Genomic DNA, 20,947 nt, shown 5'->3' on the forward strand with positions numbered 1-20,947 from the left:
CTCCTACCGGCCGTCTTCTGCGGATGTGTTGTCTGAGGTGGTGGTGCCTGCGGGTGCTTCCTGCAGCACCAGGACGCCGTTGGCGGCAAGCTCCACCGCCCCGGTGGCGGGGGTGCCGTTGAGCACGTCGGTGCCGCCTGGCCCCACGTCCACCCGGACAGGCGCATCGTTGTGGTTGAGGACCAGCAGGTAGCTGTGGCCGTTGCCCGTACGACGCCGGACCTGCACTCCCAGCGGCGCGTCCAGTTCGGGAAGAATGCCCGCGGCCGTCCTTTCGGCGTCGAGCAGGTCCGCCAGGAAGGTGCTGTCCACCCGGGCCGAAAGATAGACGGCGGTGCCGCGGCCAAAGCTGTTGCGGGTGACGGCCGGTGAGCCGGCCAGCCGGCCCGATGCGTAACTGGCCAGGACGTCCGCCGAGGTGGTGTGCAGGTGCTCAGTCCAGTAGTCGGCTGAGGCCGTGCCGCCGTCGGCGGTCGAAAGCTTGACGGCCTCGCCTTCCCCGGCGAGCGGGTGCATTTCTTCGCTCCATGCGCCAAGGACGTTGCGCAGCGCACCGGGGTAGCCGCCCAGCCGGATGGTGTTGTCCTGGTCCACGATGCCCGAAAGGTAGCTGGCTACCAGGCGTCCACCGCCGGCCACGTAGGCTTCGATGTTCTGCGCTGCCTGGTCTGTCAGCAGATAGGTGGCAGGCAGTACCACCAGGCTGTACTGGCCAAGGTCCGCCTTGGTATCCACGAAATCCACGGGAATGTTGGCGTCGAAGAACGGCCGGTACAGGCGGAGGACCTCCGCCGGATAGTTAAGGTCGGACCGCGGGGAGTTGCCCAGTTCCAGCGCCCACCAGCAGTCCCAGTCAAAAACCATGGCCACCCTGGCGCTGGTGGAGGTGCCAGTGATACCGGCCAGGCTCTTCAATTCCCGGCCAAGCCCGCAGACCTCCCTGAAAACGCGCGTGTTGGGTCCGGCATGGTTGACCATGCCGGAGTGGAAGCGTTCGGTGCCGCCCTTGGCCTGGCGCCATTGGAAGAAAAGGATGGAATCTGCGCCTTGTGCGATGGCCTGGAAGGAGCCCAGCCGCATTTTTCCCGGGAGCTTGGAGACATTGACCGGCCACTGACTGACGGCGCCGGTGGCCTGTTCCATCACCAGCCACGGCTGGCCCTGGCGCAGCGAGCGCATCAGGTCGAAGTTCAGGGCGGCTGCGACGTGCGCATCCTCCTCCCGCGGGTCCGGATAGATATCCAGGGCGGCGGCATCTTCTTCAGCGGCCCAGGCCCAGTAGTCGTTGTTCTTGTAGAAGCGCATGAAGTTGGTGACGATGGGCAGGTCCGGGGTGTGCCGGCGCAGGATGTCCCGCTCGGCCTTGAAGTGCGCCAGCATGCTGTCCGAGGTGAACCGGTGGTAATCCAGGCGGCGGGAGGGGTTTGACCAGGTGCGGGGCTGGGCCGGGGCATTGACCTGGCCCCAGTCGGAATAGCGCTGGCCCCACACGTCGGTACTCCAGGCCTGGTTCAGTTCTTCGAGGTCGCCGTACTTCTCCTGCAGCCATGTCCGGAAGGCCCGGTCAGCGTGCGGGCCGTAGGAGACGGGTCCGTACTCGTTGTTGACGTGCCACATGCACAGGGCCGGGTGGGCGGCGTACCGCTCCCCCATCTTTTCCGCCATGGCCAGGGACCTTTCCCGGTACACCGGGTGCGAGACGTCGAAGTGCTGGCGGGATCCGAAGCCGAACGTGGAGCCATCGGCCAGGACGGGAAGGATGTCCGGGTGCTGGGCCACCAGCCATGCCGGCGGGACCGCGTCCGGAGTGGCCAGGTCCACGCCGATGCCGTTCGCGTGCAGCAGGTCCATGATGTCATCCAGCCAGCCGAAGTCGTAGGCGCCGTCCGCCGGTTCAAGCCTGCTCCAGGAGAAGACCGCCAGGGTGACCAGGTTGACTCCGGCTTCCTTCATGAGAAGCACGTCCTCGTCCCACACCTCGCGGGGCCATTGTTCGGGGTTGTAGTCGCCGCCGTAGGCTATCCCGCCAAGCCGTTCATGCAGGCGTTTCAAACGCTGCCGGGAGGTACTGCTGCTCTGCTCGCTGGTCATCATTGTCCTCTGGTAGGCATGTTGGCCGCGGGATCCCCACCGGTGCGACCTGCATCACAGTGAGAAACTATCGTAAAGTTTCAGCAATAACAACAGGTTCAGCCAACTGGGAGCGGACTATTTGGCGCGCGGAAAGTCCGCCTGGGGCCAAGGAGGGCCGAATATTCCCGGAAATGGAGGGTCAGGCGCAGTTGCGCGGCAAGAGACGCCGGTGTTGGAATTTCGCGCCGTCAAGGAAACTATCGGAGGGGCAACGATCCGCGCGGTGCAGCCACCGCCGCGAACCCGGCAGGCGGGCCGCGACGCGTGGGCATCCCTGCCGGACGTGCGCCCGGCAGGGCGGGGGCTACGGCGCCGGGGCCGCCCCGCCGGCCCGGGGCTCCGCTACATCCTGGACAACCTCGTTGTGGCGCAGGAACCACGGCTTGAACGGCGGGTCGAAGCGGGCGAAGCGCGGTGCGCCCACAGGCGTAAGCCCGGCCAGGAGGAGCGCCGCCTGGAGGCCGTTGTTCCGCCGCTCAAAAGCCGCCGCAGATCCGCTGCCCGAAAAAGCCTGCACTGCGGCCAGGGAACCGGGCACCGCGCGGACCCGGACCTTGGGATCATTGGGCACCGGAGCGGTTTCAGCGCTCACGCCGGCGGGCAGGACAAAGGCCACCGAGAATTCGGCGGGCTGCCCCGCGCCGGGCAGCGGACCTGATTGGAGGACGGGCGTTGTCATGGCCAGCTTTTCGGCCCCGGCTTCCTGCAGCACCGGAGCGGTCATGGCAAGCTTCTGCCGGGCGGTGTTGCTGCCGCTGATGTAGTTGAAGAGATACCGGAATGCCGCGTTGCCGGCGCGGTCAAAGTCTGCGTTGACCGTTACTTCGGCCACCACATAATCCGGGTACCGGCGCAGTTCAAAGTGTGGATAGCGCCGGACCAACTCGAAAGGCTGCTGTTCGGTCATAGTCAACCAGAGACTACGCCGGCGGAGCCGGCGCTGCCAGCCCCGGCAACCCTTCCGGGCCAGCGGTCAGACGACGCGCCTGGTGGCACGGCGCCGAAGATTGCCCCGCACGGCGGCAACTCCGCGGATTATGGCGGCAAGAACCCCAATGCCGCCGAAGATAAAGGTCAGGACAACTCCAGCTCCGAGGAACCACACGCCGTCACTCTCGTAGCCCACCACCACCGTCCGCCCGGGGTCGTCCTGGGCATAAACCACCGTCGCCTCGCCGCCCACCACTGGGTGCTGGTCGTGGTCCACTGCCGCGAACGTCCTGTGCGGCGACCCGTCCGCCGCTTCGAAGTCCACGGTGATCCGCCGCTTCGACGCCTTGTTGACGTCGTCAAAGCGGACGATCGTTCCGGTGGCCTGCGCTCCGGTGCGCGCCAAATCCTCGTCCGCGTTGGTCATGACGATGCCCGCCACGATGAGCACCGGGCCCAGGCAGAGGACCAGGAGGGTCACCGCCAGGTTCAGTCTGCCCTTCCACGACAACGGAGGTCTGCGGTGTCCATCAATTCTGCGCCCAGTCACGGCTCCCATTCTGCCGGAAGATGTTGCCAAGCCCACGGCCCCCGGCCTTGCCCTTTGATCAGCAGGCGCAGCATAATAGTTAGCAGAACTAATTAGCAGTGCTAATGAACATCCGCAGGAGGCGCACCCGCTTATATGTCAGCCACCCGAACCACGAACACTGAAACCACCAGACCCACCGACCCGGATATCCTCGCCATCGACCTGCGCACCGCCGTGATGCGCACATCGCGCCGGCTCCGCGTCGAGGCAACCGGCGATGCCATTACCCCCGGCCAGTACACAGTGCTGGCCCTGTTGAGCGGAAGCGGCCCCCGGACCCTGCGTGACCTCGCCAAAAGCGAGCACGTCCAGGCACCCTCCATGACCAGGATCGTCAACGCCCTGGCTGACCAGGGCTTCGTCACCAGGAGCGCAGATCCCGACGACGGCCGGCAGGTCCGCGTGGACATCACCAGTGCCGGCCGGAACGTCCTGGCCGAGGCCCGCAGCCAGCGCACCGCGTGGCTTGCCCAGCGCGTGGCCGGACTCAACGAGGAAGACCGGCTCACCCTCAGCCGCGCCGCCCGCATCATGCAGGAAATGAGCGCCAAGTGAGCGCGATGTTCAAGGCCCTGGAAAACCCCAACTACCGCATCTGGGCCAGCGGCGCGATCGTCTCAAATATCGGCACCTGGATGCAGCGCGTAGCCCAGGACTGGCTGGTCCTCACCGTCCTCACGGACCACTCGGGGGCCGCCGTGGGCCTCACCACGGGCCTGCAGTTCCTGCCCATGCTGTTGTTCGGCCCCTACGGTGGAGTGCTGGCGGACCGCTACCGCAAGCGCATCATCCTTATGTGGACGCAACTGGCCATGGGTTTCACCGCCCTTGCCATCGGACTCCTGGTAGTCACCGGAACCGCCCAGCTGTGGCATGCCTACGTGGCCGCATTCTGCCTGGGCCTGGCCAGCGCCGTCGATGCCCCTGCCCGGCAGGCCTTCGTGTCAGAACTGGTGGGCCAGGACAACATCTCGAACGCAGTGGCGCTCAATTCCGCGTCCTTCAACACCGCCCGGCTCACTGGCCCTGCGATCGCCGGCGTGCTGATCGCCTGGGTGGGTACCGGCCCGGTGTTCCTCCTGAACGCCGCAAGCTTCGCCGCGGTCCTGGTCTCGCTGTTCCGGATCCGCACCACGCAGCCTGCACCCGTTGCCAAGGGAGAGCGGAGTAAGCACCAGGTGGCCGAGGGCATCCGTTACGTGCGGCGCCGGCCGGACCTGATGCTGATCATGGTCCTGGTAGGCATCCTGGGAGCGTTCGGCATGAACTTCCCGGTCATCAACTCGCTGATGGCCACCACTGAATTCAGTATGGGTCCGGGTGAATTCGGGCTCCTGGGCTCCATCATGGCGGTGGGCACGCTGGCCGGGGCCCTGCTGGCGGCGCGCCGGTCCGGACCGCGGCTGCGGTTCCTGCTGGGCGGCGCGCTGGGGCTGGGGGTCTTCACCATCCTGGGCAGTATTGCGCCGTCCTTCTGGGTGTACGCAGCGATCCTGATTCCGGTTGGCCTGGCCTCCATCACCTTCCTGAACAGCTGCAACACCAGCATCCAGCTCTCTGTGGAGCCACAGTTCCGCGGCCGGGTCCTGGCCCTGTACCTGGCCATCCTCCAGGGCGGCACCGCTATCGGGTCTCCGCTGGTGGGCTGGATCGGCAGCGAATTCGGCGCCCGCTGGTCCGTCGCGGCAGGAGGGATCGTGGTGCTGCTCGCAGGAATCGCGGCCGTGATCACGGTGACCAGGCGCAACCGGCTCACGCTGCGCGGCGCGCTAAGGATGGCCCTCGGCCGCCGCGAGCCCGCGGTCTGAGCTCACTGCTGCGGCGGTTGGCCCACGATGTCCACGGAGACCTCCACCGCCGGAACGGTGCCACGGTTTTCCAGCCAGTGAAGCGTGTTCCGGTCCTCGGGCCAGCCCACACCCGGCCCGTAATCGGTGGCCACCCCGTCCCGGTGGTCGGTAATGGTCCCCTGGAGGATGTAGACCGTGCCGGGGCGGCCTGCATGATGGTGCAGCGGCCCAAACACTCCGCCCGGCGCGATGGTCACCATCCGCATCCGCAGCTGCCGGCCATCCATGCCCTCGATCTCGCCGCCAAGGTCCACGGTTGCCAGCAGCTGCACCGAGACTCCCTTCGTCTCCGGCACCGCCTCTTCCCCTCCCATTGCCCTTCCTTCCCTTCACGGTCCCTTGACGGGAACAGCTGACGACGGCGGCGCCGGCCCGCCGATTCAAGGCACCCGGGTGCGGGTGCTTCGGGCGGCGTGTGCCGGCGTCGTATTTTCCCTGGCTGAACCTGAGGCTGGGCGCCCTGGCCGTCAGGATGGGATCGAGGAGATGTTCAGGATGTTGCCTTCACTGTCCAGGAACCAGGCCCCCTTGCCCATGCCTTCCATGGTGGCGATGCCGTTTTCGGTTTTCAGGCCAGGCATGTCGTAGTCCTCAAAAACCACGCCGCGGGCCCGCAGCTCCTCCACTTCCTTATCGACGTCATCCACGCCCCAGGACATCTGGGTATTCCTGGCGGAACCGGCGTTGTCCGTCCGGTAAAGGAGGAAGCCCGTTCCCTTGCCGCACCGGTAGATGAGGTTCTCGTTTTCGATGGTCTGGGCCGGTTCAAGGCCCAACTTGTCCCGGTAGAACTCCCTGGCGCGGTCGATGTCCTTGGCAGGCAGGACAGCCATGAGTTCCATATCTTTGAGCATGACAAACACCTTCAATGCGGTTGCGATGGCGCGCTCTCCCCCGAAAACAGCCCGGCCGTCCCCCGCCGGGCCTCGTGGCCGTCCTTTCCGCCGACTGCCGGGGCGGCCACCCGAAACCCCTCTTCACCGGTGGCAGCGGCCAGCGGTGCGGGGTCCCCGAAGTCTACGAGGCCATTATGGAACTGAATCCGGCGCGGCGAAATAGACAATTTAAACGGCGTTCCAGCCCGTTCCGCCTAGCTGTGGATTTCCGCTGCCCGCAGCCGGACAATGTCCGCCACCACGTCATCCGGGACAGGGTGGGCGGCGGTGAAGCGGATGGTCCCTTTGGACAGGGAATAGCCCTCCAGCCGGTCCGCAACTGCCGCAACGACCGCACCGGAAAAGGGAAAGATCGAGAGATGCCGTGCCGCCCGGACGGCCGCGAACAGCGGCTTGCCGTCCAGTTTCAGGGCGGGCATGCCGTAGCTCATCCCCTCCGTAGTGCCCGGCGCGACGGACCGGGCGAGCTCCACCACATGCTGCAGGCAGCTGCGGTCCGGTTCCTCCAGCGCGGCCAGGGCATCATCCACCACGCCCACCAGGAACCTCAGCCCTTCTTGGCGGTAACGGTGGCAGCCAGCGCGGCAAGTCCCCGCTCGAAGTCTGCGCCCACCAACTTGTCCATGTTCATGAACAGCGCGAACACCTTGCCCAGGCCCTTGTTTTCGCCCGTCATCAACCACGTCACGTCGGTACCGCCAGGAGCCGGCGTGAAGGTGAACGACGTCGGGTTCAGCGCTTTGAACGGCTTGGTGAACTCCAGCCGGATGCTGATGAGGCGTGAGGGCACGGACTCCACAATCTCCATAGTGCCGCTGCCGGCCTTGCGGTTGCCGCTCCATTCGTAGCCGGCCCCTGCCCCTGACCCGCTGCCGAAGTAGCGGCGGCTCATGCCCGGATCGACGCTCTCCCAGGGGGACCACGCCGTCCACTCATGGAAGTCGTTGACCAGCGGGAAGATCTCTTCTGCGGGGGCGGGAATGACGGCGCTGCGGCGGACTTCAAAAGTGGACATGGCCCCAGCATAGGGGCCGGGAGCGGCCTGGTTAAGGGGTGTGGTTAAGGAGGACCACGTTCACCGGGTCTTTGCCCTCAAGCAGCAGCCCAATCTGCTTCCTGAGCAGCCGGACCATCCGGGGAAACATGGCAGAGCTGGCGCCGCCCACGTGCGGGGTGATGAGCACCCCCGGAGTGGTCCACAGCGGGTGGCCGGCCGGCAGGGGCTCCGGGTCCGTAACATCCAGGGCGGCCCGGAGCCGGCCGCGTGCGGTCTCTGCCAAAAGGGCATCGGTGTCCGCCACCGGCCCGCGGGCCACATTGACCAAAAGCGCGTCGTCGGGCATCGCGGCCAGGAACTTTGCATCCACCAGCTGCCGGGTCTGCTCGCCCAGCGGAACACTGACCACCACAATCTCGTGCAGCGGCAGCTGCTCGTAGAGCGAGTCGATTCCGTAAATGGTTCCGCGGTGGTCCTCGCGGGCACGGCTGGCCATCCGGGTGACCTCGGCTTCGAACGGCAGGAGCCTGGCCTCGATGGCCTTGCCCACTCCCCCATAGCCCACCAGCAGAACACGCCGGTCAGCGAGGCTTGGCCGCTGGCTGTTGTCCCAGGTTCCGGTCTCCTGGTTCCGGACGAAGTCCGGAATACCGCGCTGGGAGGCCACCATCATGCCCACGGCGAGCTCCGCCGTCGATGTTTCATGGACTCCGGCTGCATTGGCGAAAGTGACGCCGCCGGGCAACACTGCGGCGACGCCGTCGTACCCGATGGACTGGCTCTGCACCAGGCCGACGTCAACGCCTTCCAAGGCGGCCAGCGCCGACGGACTGCCCATGTAGCCGGGCACCAGCAGGTCCAGGCGGCCCTCCGGTGGGGGCCCGGTGAGGTCCCACAGGACAAACTCGACGCCGTCAATGGGCGCCAGTGCGTCCAGCAGGTTTTGGGCGGGCAGGCAAACGCGCAGCCGGGCCGTCACGCGGCGACCATCAGCTTCACGTTGGCGGCGGCCAGGGCCTTCTCGATTTCCCGCGGCGGCGGGGCGTCCGTCACCAGAATGTCCACCGCGTCGAACGCCGCCAACCGTGCCAGCGCGTACCGGAGCATCTTTTGGTGGGTGGCCACCACCACCACTTGTTCCGCTGAATCCATAAGGGCGATCTTAGTGGCGCGTTCCACGTCCCGTTCGATGTAGAACGCTTCGTCGTGGATACCGGTCACACCGATGAATGCCGTCTTGGCGCGCAGGCCGGCCGCCGCGGTGACCGTCATGGGGCCGTTGAAGGCCTGGCTGTCCAGCAGCAGCTCCCCGCCCAGGCAGATGGTGCGGGCAGCCGTCAGCTGGAGGCAGCGCTGGATGGCGGGAGCGGAGTGCGTGATGATGGTGCCCGTAAAGGACGTGGGCAGTTCCTGGGCGATCTGGTAGGTGGTGGTGCCGGCGTCCAGGATGATGGCATCCCGCTCGCCGATCATCGATACGCACGCCCGGGCCACCCGCAGCTTGGCGTCCGCGTCCTCCCTCACCCGGGCGGCGAAGTCAGCGTTCTGGCCATGCCCGTCCACGGCACTGACCCCACCGTGCACCACCCGGGCCAGTCCACGCTTGGACAGGACCCGGGTGTCGCGCCGCACGGTCATGTCGGACACCGCGAATGTCTCCGCCAGGTCGTTGGTGGAGATGAAACCCCGCCGGCCCAGTTCGTCCAGGATGGTGCGCTGTCGGGGCGTCAGCGGCGCCTCTTCATGTGTGGTGCTCATTAGCTGCTCTTCCCTCCCCAAAGCGCCGGGCAGGAGCCTGGCGGGATGTTGGACTTCCAACAAAACTCTTCTATGAACGTACCCCGGAAACGGCAGGAGCAAGCTCCACGGGCCGCCCTTCCGTAATGGAACGTTCCGCCGCGAGCCCCATCCGGACCGACTGGAGGCCGTCGGCAACGGTCACTTCGACGGGCCCCTCGCCCAGGATGGCCTTGCGGAAGCCGAGGTGTTCGTAATAGGTGGAGCCGTGGTGGGCACCGGCTGCGAGGACTGCCTCGTCCACCGGAACCTCATGCTTTTCCGGGCCCAGCGGGGACCGCGGGCTGAACTCCACGGTGGCCTCGGCCTCATCGCCGGGGATCCAGTGGTTGGCGGCCACCGGGATCAAGGTTTCAATCTTTGCGGCATCACCCACGATGGAGATCCGCTCCTGGAACTTGGAGCCCTCGGCGAACATGGACAGTTCCAGCATGGCCCGGCGGCCGCCCTTGAAGTCCACGATCACGTAGGCGTTGTCAACCATGTCGGACACCCGGCCGTCATACACCTCGTCCATGTGGTTCACGTCGTGGCCGCCGCTGGCGTAGACGCGGACAGGCTCGTCCTGCAGGATCAGCCGCATCAGGTCGAAGAAGTGGCAGCACTTTTCCACCAGCGTGCCGCCCGTGCGTTCGGCGAAGCGGTTCCACGCGTCCACCTTGTGCAGGAACGGAAAACGGTGCTCCACGATGGAGAGCATGTGGATGTTTCCCAGCTTGCCGCCGTGGGCTGCCTGGATGATCTCCTGCACCGGCGGCATGTACCGGTACTCCATGGCCACCCAGACGGGCGCGCCATAGCCGGCGGGCAGGACCTCCAGCTCGTCTGCCTGCGCCGCACTGGTGCATACGGGCTTTTCGACCAGCACGGGGATGTTGGCGCCGCCGGCGAAGATGTCCTTCAGGATGCCCAGGTGCGTGTCATTGGGGCTGGCGATGACAAGGGCGTCCACCAGGCCCGAGGCCAGGAGCTCCTGGTGGTTGCCAAACGTCTGCACCTCATAGCCGATCTCTTTCACGGTTTCTTCCAGGGAGGAAGGCGTGGGGTCCGAGACTGCGGTGATGAGGCTCCCCGGAATGAGTGCAAGGTTCCGGACGTGTTCGCGGGCCATGTGACCGGCTCCAATGAGGCCGTACCGGATGGTCCGGAGTGATTCCGCAGTAGGCAATGACATGAGCTGCTCCGTTTCTCTACGTTGAGGGGGCGGGACCGCGGCGTTGCATCCCAAACACAACTATACAGAAAGTGTTGTTTTTCCAACATAGCGTGTGTATATTTCTTCAATACCAGCCGGAACTACAACGAGGTGGAACGTGCCCCAACCGTCAACTGGAACCCTGCTCTTCGTAGGCTGCGCCACCCTGGACTCCATTGCCCTGGTCCAGGACTTCCCGGCCGAAGACAGCCGGACCGTCGCCGTGGACTTCACGACGGCGGGCGGCGGCCCCGCTGCCACCGCGGCTGTTGCCGCGGCCCGGGCAGGGGCAACCACGGCCTTCGCCGGGGTCCTGGGAACCGATGAGGAAGGAGACCGCATCATCAGCGGCCTCCAGGCCGAAGGCGTGGATACCTCGGCCGTAATCAGGGACGCCGGCGTCAAAACCGGAGCCAGCGTGATCGTGGTGAGCAAGGCCACCGAAAGCCGGGCCATCGTCACCCGTCCGGTTCCTGCCGTCAGCTTTCCCGCAGGCAGCCGCTTCACCGAACTGCTGCACTCGGCGGCCTGGGTCCACGTGGACCACCTGGGCTGGAACGCCGTCGCCTCGGCGGCCGGCACCACCTCCGGGGACTTGAACATCAGCGTCGACGCAGGCAATCCGATCCCGTCCTTCACCCCCCGCGGCGTCGCACTCTACGTACCCACCATCGAAAGGCTCCAGGCGGAGTACGGCGCGGGCCTCTCCCCCGAGGCCCTCCTGGGCAAGGCGCTCGACGACGGCGCCACCGCCGTCGTCGCCACCGCCGGCTCCGAAGGCGCCTGGGTGGCCGAACGCGGCGGCGAGCCCGTCCATGTCCCGGCCACCCCCGCCACAATCGTCTCAACCCTCGGCGCCGGCGACGTGTACCACGGAGCCCTGCTCGCCGCCGTCGCAGCCGGCCTTCCGCTGGTGGACGCGGCCGTGTTCGCCGGCCGCACCGCCTCCGCCTCGTGCGGCGGACTGGACGGCCGCTCCGCCATCCCGCACCAGAGCATCACCCCTGTCCCAGTTTCCAACCTGACCAGCTGAAAGAAGCAGCCCATGAGCCACACCGATCTTTCCCCCCTGCAGCGCCCGTCCGGCGCCTTCGCGATGCTTGCCGTCGACCAGCGCGAAGCCATGCGCAACATGTTCGCCGAGCACACGGACCAGCCGGTCACGGACGACGACCTGCGCGCTTTCAAGCTTGAGGCCGCCCGCATCCTGACCCCCTACGCGTCCGGGATCCTCATCGACCGCCAGTTCGCGCTGGACCAGGCCATCGAGGCCGGCGTCGTGGACCCCAGCTGCGGACTCATCGCCTCCGCAGACCACTTTGAACCGGCCCACGGCGAGCTGGTGGGCGAGGTGACAATCGACCGCCTGGTGGACCCGCACAAATACAAGGCCCTGGGCGTCAAGGCCCTCAAGTTACTGGTGCTCTACCGCCCGGACGAGCCGGCAGAGGGCCGGGTGGCCATGGTCCGCGAATTCGTGGACAGCTGCCGGTCCGCGGGACTGATCAGCATCATCGAACCCGTCTCGCGCAAGCCGCTGGCCGGCGGTGACTTCGACTGGAACGCCGGGATCCTGGCATCAGCCAAGGAACTGGGCAGCCTGGGGGCAGACCTCTACAAGGCCGAGGTTCCCTTCAAGGGACAGGCAAGCGAAGAAGAGGTCCGCGCAGCCTGCGCCGAACTGACCAAGGCCATCGACGGCCCCTGGGTGGTCCTCTCCAGCGGCGTGCCCGAGGACGTCTTCCCCGACGCCGTCCGGTGGGCGTGCCTGGAAGGCGCCAGCGGCTTCCTCTCCGGACGCGCCGTCTGGGCCTCCTGCATCGGCACCCCCGACGTCGTCGAATCCCTGTCCACCGACGCCGTCCGCCGGCTGCAGCGCCTCTGCGCCGTGGTTGACGACGTCGTCTCGGCACAACGGGCCCACGCATAGGCCCAGCGTCGGCGCCACCGCGCCCTCCACGGGGCAACCCGCTTCCGCAGTAACAACACAAGGCACAGCAAACAAGGCACAGCAACACTCAACGAGGAGATTATTGTGAGTCAGATTTCACGCAGGCAGGCTATGGCCATTCTCGGAGCCCTGGGCTTCGGCGCCACGGCGGCGGCGTGCGCAGGCCCTGGCGGTTCCACTGCGCCGGCCGGCGCCTCCGGCCCGGCGGCGCCGTCCACCGGCGCAGTGACCGGCAAGGTGTCCTTCGCCCACTGGCGCGGCGAGGACAAGGCCGTGTTCGACGAGCTCATCAAGCGTTTCGCCGCAAAGCATGACGGCGTGGAGGTGGCCCAGGACATCTCCACCTCCAACGACTACAACGCCCAGGCACTGCAGAAGCTGCGCGGCGGTTCCATCGGGGACGCCTTCGCCACCTTCCGCGGCGCGCAGTTCAAGAACTTCAGTGAGGCCGGGATTTATACCGACCTCAAGGACAGCAAGGCCGTGGGGAACTACCAGAAGGGCCTGCTGTCCGCCGGCCAGAGCGGTGACCACCAGCTGGGCCTGCCGTACCAGGTGGTGTTCCCCATGCCCATGGCCAACGTGGACCTCTTCGACAAGGCCGGCGCGGAGATCGCACCCAAGAACTGGGACGCGTTCCTGGCGATGTGTGAAAAGCTCGCCTCCTCCGGGGTCATCCCCATCTCCTGGCCGGGCGGCGACGTTGGAAACGGCGGCCAGCTGTTCAACTGCATGATTGCCAACAACGCCCCGGTGGATGACATGTGCGCCCAGATCGAGCAGGGCAAGCTCAAGTGCACCGATGACTGGTTCCTGAAGATGCTGAACCAGTACAAGGACCTGGCCCCCTTCGTGCAGCCCAACGCCACCGGCACCGCTGTGGAGCCGGCACAGAACCTCTTCTCCCAGGGCAAGGCCGCCATGCTGGCCACGGGTTCGTACCACATCGCCGCGGTCCGCGGGCTGGGCGCCAAGTTCCCCATCGACCTGGTGTTCCCCAACACCACCTCCGACGGCAAGGGCAAGTATGAGGGCGCCTACAACGCCACCTTCATCCTGGGCGTCAATTCGGCCAGCAAGAACCAGGCTGCCGCGGCAGCCTGGATCGATTTCCTCTCCGAACCCGAGAACGCCGGCTACTACGCCAACCAGACCGCCCAGCACGTTTCCGTGGACAAGGTGGAGTACACCAACCCGGACCTGAAGCGGCTGAGCCCCTGGCTGCAGAAGAAGACCGCGCTCGCCGCCCGTTTCCAGTTCAACAACCTTGACGTGCGCAACGCGGTGGAGGCCAGCGCCACGGCCGTCATTTCCGGCACCAGCCCGGAGCAGGCAGCCGCTGCCGCCCAGAAGATTGTTGATGAACGGTTATGAGCATCCATCCCGGAACCGCTGCCAAGCGCAAGGCGCCGGAGAACCAAGCCGCCGCCGGCACCGCCAAGGTGCGCCGCCGTTCGCCCACCCGGGTGAATCCGGCCCTGTATCTCTTCCCGCTGCCCGCCGTCGCCGTCATTGCCTTCTTCCTGGTGATGCCCACGCTGCAGGCATTCCAGTACGCCATCACGGACTGGAACGGCTTCTCGGCGGCATTCAACTACGTGGGCCTGGACAACTTCATCCGCGCGTTCACGAAGGACTCGCTGTTCACCAACGCCCTGACCAACAACCTGAAGTTCGTGCTGCTGGTGGTGATTGCCCAGACCGCTTTCTCGCTGGTGCTGGCGCTGCTCCTCACCAAGAACTCCCGGGGCAGCATCCTGCTCCGGGCCCTGTTTTTCTTCCCCACCATCCTGTCCTCGGTGTCGGTGGCCTTCATCTGGAAGTTCATCTACGACCCCAACTTCGGCCTGGCGAACTCCGTCCTTCGCACGGTGGGAGTGGACGGGGGCGCCTACCTCGGTAACGACGCCCAGGCCCTGTACTGGGTGGCCATCACCCAGGTGTGGTTCCACTCGGGCCAGATGATGGTGGTCTACATTGCCGGCCTGCAGGCCATCCCCAAGGAACTCTACGAAGCGGCGGAGATGGACGGTGCCAACAAGTGGCAGCAGTTCAAGTCCATCACCTGGCCGTTCGTGGCACCCGCCACGTCGATCGTGGTGGCCTACACCACCGTGCAGTCCTTCAAGGCGTTCGACCTGATCCTGGGCATCGCGGGCAACCCACCCAAGAGCTCCCTGGACATCCTGTCCACCCGTATTTACAGCACCTTTGCCAACTCGGAGTTCGGCTACGCCGCCGCCCAGTCGATCATCTTCATGGCGATGATCGCCCTGGTCACGTGGCTGCAGCGCCGCCTGCTCCGGCTGACCCCGAAGGGGGAATAGCAGCATGCTCGCCTCGCTAAGCCGCCGCGCCATCCTGGCCATCTATGCGGTCATCATCATCATTCCCCTGACAGTGGTGGCCTTCGGCAGTTTCAAGTCCACGCAGGAACTTTTCGCCGGGCCGTTCAGCCTCCCGCACTCCCTCTCCCCTGACAACTTCGCCGAGGTGGTGGGCGGCCAAAACCTGGGTAATTCCTTCATCAACAGCGCGATTGTCACCGGCATCTCCGTACCTCTCACCCTGTTCCTTGCCAGCCTGGCCGGCTACGCCGTCTCACGGCTGAAGGGCTTCATGTCCTGGGCCATCTTCGGCTTTTTGGTGCTGGGCATGGCCATCCCGGCGCAGGCCAACATGGTCCCGCTGTACGTGCTGTTCGGCCGGCTTGGCCTGCTGGACAGCCTGGCCGGCCTCATCCTGGCCAACGTGGTGTCCACCCTGCCCATCGCCGTGTTCATCCTGGGCGGGTTCATGCGGACCCTGCCCAAGGAACTCTACGAAGCCTCCTCCATCGATGGCAGCGGGCCGTGGAAGACCTACTCCTCCATCGCCCTGCCGCTCTCCGCACCGTCCATCGCTGCGGCCGCCATCTTCCTGTTCGTCATCCACTGGAACGAACTGCTGTATCCGCTGCTGTTCATCCAGTCCCCCGGAAACCGGACCCTGCCGCTGGCACTGCTCAGCTTCCAGGGCGAATTCCAGACCAACTACCCGCTGCTGTTCGCCGGCGTCATTCTGGCTTCGCTGCCCGTGGTGGTGGCCTACGTCTTCCTGCAGCGCTACTTCGTGGCCGGCATCACCGCCGGCGCCAGCAAGGGATGAGGACGACGGCGGCGGGCGGCTTTGCGGCGGCCAGACAATTTCCAGCCAACGAAAGGCAAGACAAGTGAACCTCAAATCAGCCCGGCACCTGGTGAACGGCACGTGGCATTCCGGCGGAACCGCCAAGGACGTCACGGATCCGGGTAACGGCAGCACCGTGGGCGAGGTTGCCTGGGGCTCCGCCAGCGACGCCACTGCCGCCGCCGACGCCGCCGCGGAGGCCTTCGGTTCCTGGTCCCGCACCACTGTCCGGCAACGGGCAGACCTGCTGCGCGGCGCCGCCGACCTCCTGGCCGAACGTCGGGACGAACTCGCGCACACCCTGGCACTGGAAGCGGGCAAGCGGCTTCCCGAAGCGCAGGGCGAGGTGGACTTCTCGGTGGAGTACTTCCGCTGGTTTGCCGAGGAGGCACGCCGGGCCACCGGCACCGTCAGCCCGCCTGAGCTGCACGGCCGCCGGCACCTGAGCAGCCGCAAACCCATCGGCGTGGCCCTGAGCCTGACGCCCTGGAACTTCCCCGTCTCCATCCAGGCGCGGAAGCTCGCAGCCATGCTGGCGGCCGGCTGCACCGTGGTGGGCCGGGTGTCGGAGAAGGCTCCCTTGGCCGCCACCGGGCTGTTCGAGGTCCTGCATGACGCAGGCTTCCCCGCCGGTGTGGTCAACCTGGTCCATGGGCCGTCCCGGGAAGTGACCGCCGCCCTGATGTCCCACCCGGCGGTCCGCGCCGTCAGCTTCACCGGTTCCACCGGCGTGGGACGGCAGATCATGGCATCGGCCTCGGAGCGCGTGGTCCGGCCCCTGCTGGAGCTGGGCGGCAACGCGCCTTTCATCGTCTTTGAGGATGCCGACCTTGACGCCGCCGTCGACGGCGCCGTCCTGGGCCGGCTGCGCAACACCGGCCAGTCCTGCGTGGCGGCCAACCGCTTCCTGGTCCAGGACAGCATCGCGGAGGAGTTCGCACGGAAGCTCGCGGACCGCTTTGACGCCATGAGCATCGGCCACGGAGTTCCCGACGGCGGTGCACCGGTCCCGGACCTCGGTCCCGTCATCGACGCGGACAGGATGGCGGCGGTACAGGCGCTCGTCGACGACGCCCTGGAGCGCGGCGCCCGCCGTGTCACCGAACGGACGTCGGTCCCCTCGGAAGGGTCCTTCCTGGCACCCACTCTGCTCACGGACGTCCCGGACGACGCACTGCTGGTGACCGAGGAAGTCTTTGGCCCGGCAGCCGGCGTCGTCACCTTCTCCTCAGAGGAAGAAGCGGTCCGCAAGGCCAACGCCACCGAAATGGGCCTGGCAGCCTACGTCTGGAGCAGCAGCCCCAGGCGCGGCTGGGACATCCCCGAGCAGCTCGAGGCCGGGATTGTGGGCGTCAACGATCCCTTGCCCTCCGTCGCCTTCGCCCCGATGGGCGGCGCCAAGCAGTCCGGCCTGGGCCGGGAAGGATCAAGCCTGGGCCTCGAAGAATTCGAGGAGGTCCAGTACGTGGCCTGGAGGCCGTAAGTGCTGACCACCGGGCTGGTGCTGGGCGCCGTCGTCATGGGGGCCGGGATGCAGCGCGTCACCGGCATGGGCTTCGCGCTGGTGGCCGCGCCCTTCCTGGTCCTGCTCCTGGGCCCGGTGGAAGGCGTGGTGCTGGTGAACGTCTGCGGGGCCGTGACGGCGGGGGCCATTATCTTCCGCGTGGTCAAGGACATCGACTGGAAGCGGTACCTTCTGCTGGCGGCCTCGGCGCTGCTGGGCATCATCCCCGCGGCCATCCTGATCCGGCTCATTCCGGCACCCGTGCTGGAGATCTCCATCGGGGTGATCCTCGCCGTCGGGCTGACCGTCCTGCTGGTCCTGAAATCCGCCACGTTGCCGGAGCGGCGCCGGTACCTCTTCACCGCCGGCGGCCTTAGCGGATTCATGAACACGGCGGCGGGTGTGGGCGGGCCTGCCGTCAGCATGTACTCGATCGCCACCCGGTGGCAGCACAAGTCCTTCGCAGCCACCATGCAGCCGTACTTCTTCACCATCGGCACGTTCTCGCTGATCTCCAAGGCGATCACTGCGCCCGCGTCGTTTCCTGTGCTGCCGGCGGCCATGTGGCTTGCCGTCGCCGGTGCCTGCCTGGCAGGGCTGGTCCTCGGCGACCTGGCCGCCAAACACGTCCCTGCCCGCGCAGCACAGCTCCTCCTGATCATCCTGGCCTACCTTGGAGCGGCCGCCACCATCATCCGCGGCGTCTCCGACGCCGTCGGCTGACCCGACATTTTCACCTGCACCCCTACCAGAAAGAGGACATGACATGACGTGGCTCGACAGCCCCGCCCACGCACGATGGCTCGAGGCGGAAACCGACCGGCTGATCCGCTTCGCCGAAGCTTCCAGGGTTCCCACGGGATTCGGCTGGCTGGACAACTACGGCAAGGTGTTTGCCGGGAAGCCCACCCACCTGTGGATCACCGCGCGGATGACCCACAGCTTTGCTGTGGCCGCCCTGATGGGGCGTCCCGGAGCGGCCACCATGGTGGACCACGGCATCGCTGCACTCAACGGCGCCCTGCACGACGACGAGTTCGGCGGCTGGTTTGCCGAGGTGGACGACGACGGCCCGGTGAACGACACCAAGTCCGGCTACCAGCACTCGTTCGTGCTCCTCGCCGCCGCCAGCGCCGTTGCCGCGGGGCGCCCGGGTGCCCGGGAACTGCTGGACGAGGCACTCCGGATCGCCGACACCAAGTTCTGGGACCACCAGGCCAACATGTGCTTCGACTCGTGGAACCGGGACTTCACCGAGACCGAGGCCTACCGCGGCGGGAACGCGAGCATGCACTCGGTGGAGGCCTACCTCATCGTGGCCGACGTCACCGGCGAGAACCGGTGGCTGGAACGGGCCCTGCACATCGCCGAGGTGCTCATCCACAACTTCGCGCGGAACAACAATTACCGGGTCTTCGAGCACTTCGATCCGGAGTGGACCCCGATGCCCGAGTACAACACCGACGACAGGGCCAGCCAGTTCCGCGCCTACGGAGGTACTCCCGGCCACTGGGTTGAATGGGCCCGCCTGCTCCTCCACGTCCGGGCCGGGCTTGAGGCCAGGGGCATGGACGTTCCGGGCTGGCTGCTCGAGGACGCCCGGGGACTGTTCGACGCCGCCATCCGCGATGCGTGGGAACCGGACGGCCATCCCGGATTTGTGTACACGGTGGACTGGGAGGGCAAGCCGGTGGTCACCACCCGCATCCGGTGGGTACCCGCCGAGGCCATCGGCGGTGCAGCGGCCCTGTACATCGCCACCGGCGAGAAGAAGTACGCGGACTGGTACGAGCGGATCTGGGACCACGCCCGCGACTGGTTCATCGACTACGAGCACGGATCCTGGAAGCAGGAACTCGACGAGAACGGCAACGTCACCTCCACCGTCTGGTCTGGCAAGGCCGACATCTACCACCTGTGGCACTGCCTGGTGGTTCCCCGCCTCCCGCTGGCCCCCGGACTCGCCCCGGCGGTCGCAGCCGGGCTGCTCGACGCACGCATCAACGGAACCCCGGCATAGAAAGGACAGCACCATGCCTGTTATCCCCTCCCCACAAGAATCCGTCCTGACCGTGACGGCCAGGGACACCCAGCCACTGCATCTGGACCTCCAGGCAGGCGCCCCGGCGTCCGTGCGCATCGACGTTCAGGGCATGTGCACCTGCCCGGCCGGGACCCGCCGCCAGGGTTCCTACACCGACACTGATTTCGGCGGACGGTAGCCCACTTCACACCGGCCGCAAGGCGCGGCCGGCGGCATCGGGAGAACGGCCCCGCAGGGGGAATCGAAGGACGTGTCACGTCTGTGACACGTCCTTCGGTCCGGTAGATTTAAGGGAGGAATTGCAGGCGAGCCGAGCCGCGTTCCATCCCCCTTCCCTTGAATGGACCACTCCCCCATGTCTTCCGCGATCCCAGCGCCGGAACCTGCCCGTTTTCCCTATGCCGCCATGGTGGTCCTGGCTACCATCGCCTTCACCGCCATCACCACCGAACTCCTCCCGTCCGGGCTGCTGCCGCAAATCAGCACGGGCCTGGACGTATCCGAACCCGTGGCCGGATACCTTGCCGCTGCCTACTCCGCCGTCATTGTGGTCACGGTGGTCCCGGCGGCACGGCTGCTGGGGAAGATCCCGCGGCATGCCCTGCTGGTAGGGCTGGTCCTGACCTTCGCGCTCAGCAACGCCCTGGTGGGCCTGGCGCCGGACTTCACGTCGGCGATGGTGGCGCGGCTGGTGGGCGGCCTGGCACACGGGCTGCTCTGGACCACCATGGCGCCATTCGTTTCGCGGGTAGTGCCCGCCGACAAAGTGGGCAAAGCCCTGGCCATCGTGTTCAGCGGCAACAGCCTGGGCCTGGCCATCGGCGCACCGGTGGGCACGGCCCTGGGCGGGTTCCTTGGCTGGCGTGCCGCGTTCCTGGTGCTCGCCGGGTTCGGTGTGGTCCTGACGGTCCTTGCGTTCTGGCTGCTGCCCCGCGTCCAGCGCATTTCCAACGCAGCCCGGCCCTCGCTCCGCAAGGCGATCGGCCAACCCGGCGTGAAGTCCGTCGCGGTTGCCTGGCCGTTGCTGGTCCTGGCGCACTTCGCCCTGTTCACCTATATTGCACCCTTCATCCGCGAAGCCGACCTGCCTGACTACGCCACCAGCCTCTCCCTCACCGTGCTGGGCGGATCAGGCCTGCTGGGCATTTGGATTGCGGGACTCACCGTGGATTCGCGCCCCCGCCGTTCGCTGCTCATCACGACGGCGGCCATCGCCGCATCGATGGCTTTCCTGCCCCTCGCAGTGGGGAACCTGGCCGTAGCCCTGGTCCTCATGACCGTCTGGGGCGCGGGCCTGGGCGCCATCGGCATCTACAACCAGTCCGCGATCCTCCGGGCCGGCGGGGAGTACAGCGAGGCCGCGAATGGGCTGACGGTACTGACCATCCAGCTGGGCATCACCATCGGCGCACTCTACGGCTCGGCGGCCCTGGTGGTGGGTGGGCCGCTGCTGGTCCCGGCCGCAGCAGCAATTCCCGTGGTTGCCGCGTTCGTCATCACGCTCGCCGGGAAGAGGTACGCGTATCCTCCCGGGCCGCGGGAACGGATCTGGCTGGAACCCCGGCCGGTCACCGACAAGGTCAAGAACCCCGTGTGATCCCTGCATCGATTGCTCCGTAAGTGCCGTTTTGGGCCCTCAAAACGACCGGTACGGAGCAATCGATGCGGGGCCAGGGAAAGAACCTGCCGTTAACCTCCGCTCCAGCTGGCTGCCGCCCCGGCGCAACCTGGCCGCCCTAGCTGTAATTCCTACGGACGTTGTGAACAGCGTGGCGTGATGTAGAGGGCGAGGGCCTCCGGTATCGATTTGGGTTACCACACTCATATCGACGCCGGGAGGCCCTCGTGTCCTACGTTACCCATGCCAACGCCGACCTGACACCCAAGGCC

At 66.7% G+C, this 20,947-nt stretch carries 22 protein-coding genes; 12 read left to right on the forward strand and 10 right to left on the reverse strand.

Going from position 1 to position 20,947, the window contains the following annotated elements; translation table 11 throughout:
- Positions 1–3: 3 nt before the first annotated feature.
- The 3 genes from HNO81_RS18480 to HNO81_RS18490 all read right to left on the reverse strand — a co-directional run bounded on the left by HNO81_RS18480 (position 4) and on the right by HNO81_RS18490 (position 3,544).
- On the reverse strand, positions 4–2,091 hold the full coding sequence (locus tag HNO81_RS18480) for a beta-galactosidase (protein WP_175319556.1): 2,088 nt from the start codon (positions 2,089–2,091) through the stop codon (positions 4–6).
- 346 nt (positions 2,092–2,437) lie between these two features.
- The gene (locus HNO81_RS18485) at positions 2,438–3,040 is read right to left on the reverse strand and encodes a heme-binding protein (RefSeq protein ID WP_175319557.1); all 603 of its coding nucleotides are present in this window, start codon (positions 3,038–3,040) and stop codon (positions 2,438–2,440) included.
- A gap of 66 nt (positions 3,041–3,106) precedes the next feature.
- Positions 3,107–3,544, reverse strand: a complete 438-nt coding sequence (locus HNO81_RS18490) for a DUF3592 domain-containing protein (RefSeq protein WP_371818312.1) — start codon at positions 3,542–3,544, stop codon at positions 3,107–3,109.
- Positions 3,545–3,748: 204 nt separating this feature from the next.
- Here HNO81_RS18490 and HNO81_RS18495 point away from each other — a divergent pair, with 204 nt between their 5' ends.
- Together HNO81_RS18495 and HNO81_RS18500 are read left to right on the forward strand one after the other, a co-directional pair.
- Positions 3,749–4,210 carry a MarR family winged helix-turn-helix transcriptional regulator gene (locus tag HNO81_RS18495; protein WP_175319559.1) on the forward strand — a complete coding sequence of 154 codons (462 nt, stop codon included), beginning with the start codon at positions 3,749–3,751 and terminating at the stop codon, positions 4,208–4,210.
- Positions 4,207–5,463, forward strand: coding sequence for an MFS transporter (locus HNO81_RS18500; protein WP_175319560.1), 1,257 nt, complete (start codon positions 4,207–4,209; stop codon positions 5,461–5,463). The genes HNO81_RS18495 and HNO81_RS18500 overlap by 4 nt, the downstream gene beginning before the upstream one ends.
- Positions 5,464–5,465: 2 nt before the next feature.
- Here HNO81_RS18500 and HNO81_RS18505 read toward each other — a convergent pair whose 3' ends face one another.
- The 7 genes from HNO81_RS18505 to HNO81_RS18535 all read right to left on the reverse strand — a co-directional run bounded on the left by HNO81_RS18505 (position 5,466) and on the right by HNO81_RS18535 (position 10,369).
- Positions 5,466–5,819, reverse strand: coding sequence for a cupin domain-containing protein (locus tag HNO81_RS18505; RefSeq protein WP_175319561.1), 354 nt, complete (start codon positions 5,817–5,819; stop codon positions 5,466–5,468).
- Between the two features lie 153 nt (positions 5,820–5,972).
- The gene (locus tag HNO81_RS18510; RefSeq protein WP_175319562.1) at positions 5,973–6,359 is read right to left on the reverse strand and encodes a VOC family protein; all 387 of its coding nucleotides are present in this window, start codon (positions 6,357–6,359) and stop codon (positions 5,973–5,975) included.
- A gap of 236 nt (positions 6,360–6,595) precedes the next feature.
- The gene (locus HNO81_RS18515) at positions 6,596–6,940 is read right to left on the reverse strand and encodes a DUF1801 domain-containing protein (protein WP_175319563.1); all 345 of its coding nucleotides are present in this window, start codon (positions 6,938–6,940) and stop codon (positions 6,596–6,598) included.
- Positions 6,941–6,948: 8 nt separating this feature from the next.
- The gene (locus HNO81_RS18520; protein ID WP_175319564.1) at positions 6,949–7,416 is read right to left on the reverse strand and encodes an SRPBCC family protein; all 468 of its coding nucleotides are present in this window, start codon (positions 7,414–7,416) and stop codon (positions 6,949–6,951) included.
- Between the two features lie 31 nt (positions 7,417–7,447).
- Positions 7,448–8,377 carry a 2-hydroxyacid dehydrogenase gene (locus tag HNO81_RS18525; protein ID WP_175319565.1) on the reverse strand — a complete coding sequence of 310 codons (930 nt, stop codon included), beginning with the start codon at positions 8,375–8,377 and terminating at the stop codon, positions 7,448–7,450.
- A complete protein-coding gene (locus tag HNO81_RS18530) occupies positions 8,374–9,156 on the reverse strand; it encodes a DeoR/GlpR family DNA-binding transcription regulator (protein WP_175319566.1) in 783 nt (260 codons plus the stop codon). The genes HNO81_RS18525 and HNO81_RS18530 overlap by 4 nt, the downstream gene beginning before the upstream one ends.
- A gap of 70 nt (positions 9,157–9,226) precedes the next feature.
- On the reverse strand, positions 9,227–10,369 hold the full coding sequence (locus HNO81_RS18535) for a Gfo/Idh/MocA family protein (RefSeq protein ID WP_175319567.1): 1,143 nt from the start codon (positions 10,367–10,369) through the stop codon (positions 9,227–9,229).
- A 139-nt stretch (positions 10,370–10,508) separates the two neighbouring features.
- Between HNO81_RS18535 and HNO81_RS18540 the strand changes: the two genes are divergently transcribed.
- The 10 genes from HNO81_RS18540 (at position 10,509) to HNO81_RS18585 (ending at position 20,654) form a co-directional block, all read left to right on the forward strand.
- The gene (locus tag HNO81_RS18540) at positions 10,509–11,423 is read left to right on the forward strand and encodes a PfkB family carbohydrate kinase (RefSeq protein WP_175319568.1); all 915 of its coding nucleotides are present in this window, start codon (positions 10,509–10,511) and stop codon (positions 11,421–11,423) included.
- Positions 11,424–11,435: 12 nt separating this feature from the next.
- A complete protein-coding gene (locus HNO81_RS18545; RefSeq protein WP_175319569.1) occupies positions 11,436–12,320 on the forward strand; it encodes an aldolase in 885 nt (294 codons plus the stop codon).
- Between the two features lie 105 nt (positions 12,321–12,425).
- On the forward strand, positions 12,426–13,715 hold the full coding sequence (locus HNO81_RS18550) for an extracellular solute-binding protein (RefSeq protein ID WP_175319570.1): 1,290 nt from the start codon (positions 12,426–12,428) through the stop codon (positions 13,713–13,715).
- Positions 13,712–14,668: a carbohydrate ABC transporter permease gene (locus HNO81_RS18555; protein ID WP_175319571.1), complete on the forward strand. Its 957-nt coding sequence runs from the start codon at positions 13,712–13,714 to the stop codon at positions 14,666–14,668. The genes HNO81_RS18550 and HNO81_RS18555 overlap by 4 nt, the downstream gene beginning before the upstream one ends.
- Positions 14,669–14,672: 4 nt before the next feature.
- Entirely contained in the window at positions 14,673–15,488 is an 816-nt protein-coding gene (locus HNO81_RS18560; protein WP_175319572.1) for a carbohydrate ABC transporter permease, read from the forward strand.
- Positions 15,489–15,552: 64 nt separating this feature from the next.
- The gene (locus HNO81_RS18565) at positions 15,553–16,992 is read left to right on the forward strand and encodes an NAD-dependent succinate-semialdehyde dehydrogenase (RefSeq protein WP_175319573.1); all 1,440 of its coding nucleotides are present in this window, start codon (positions 15,553–15,555) and stop codon (positions 16,990–16,992) included.
- On the forward strand, positions 16,993–17,736 hold the full coding sequence (locus tag HNO81_RS18570; protein WP_175319574.1) for a sulfite exporter TauE/SafE family protein: 744 nt from the start codon (positions 16,993–16,995) through the stop codon (positions 17,734–17,736).
- Positions 17,737–17,779: 43 nt separating this feature from the next.
- Entirely contained in the window at positions 17,780–19,033 is a 1,254-nt protein-coding gene (locus tag HNO81_RS18575) for an AGE family epimerase/isomerase (protein ID WP_175319575.1), read from the forward strand.
- Between the two features lie 13 nt (positions 19,034–19,046).
- Complete coding sequence (locus HNO81_RS18580; RefSeq protein WP_175319576.1) at positions 19,047–19,235, forward strand: hypothetical protein; 189 nt, start codon at positions 19,047–19,049, stop codon at positions 19,233–19,235.
- Between the two features lie 177 nt (positions 19,236–19,412).
- Positions 19,413–20,654 carry an MFS transporter gene (locus HNO81_RS18585; RefSeq protein WP_175319577.1) on the forward strand — a complete coding sequence of 414 codons (1,242 nt, stop codon included), beginning with the start codon at positions 19,413–19,415 and terminating at the stop codon, positions 20,652–20,654.
- Positions 20,655–20,947: the final 293 nt, after the last annotated feature.

Origin of the sequence: Pseudarthrobacter sp. C4D7 (genome assembly GCF_013359725.1) — a bacterium.
Taxonomy (GTDB): Bacteria; Actinomycetota; Actinomycetes; order Actinomycetales; family Micrococcaceae; genus Arthrobacter.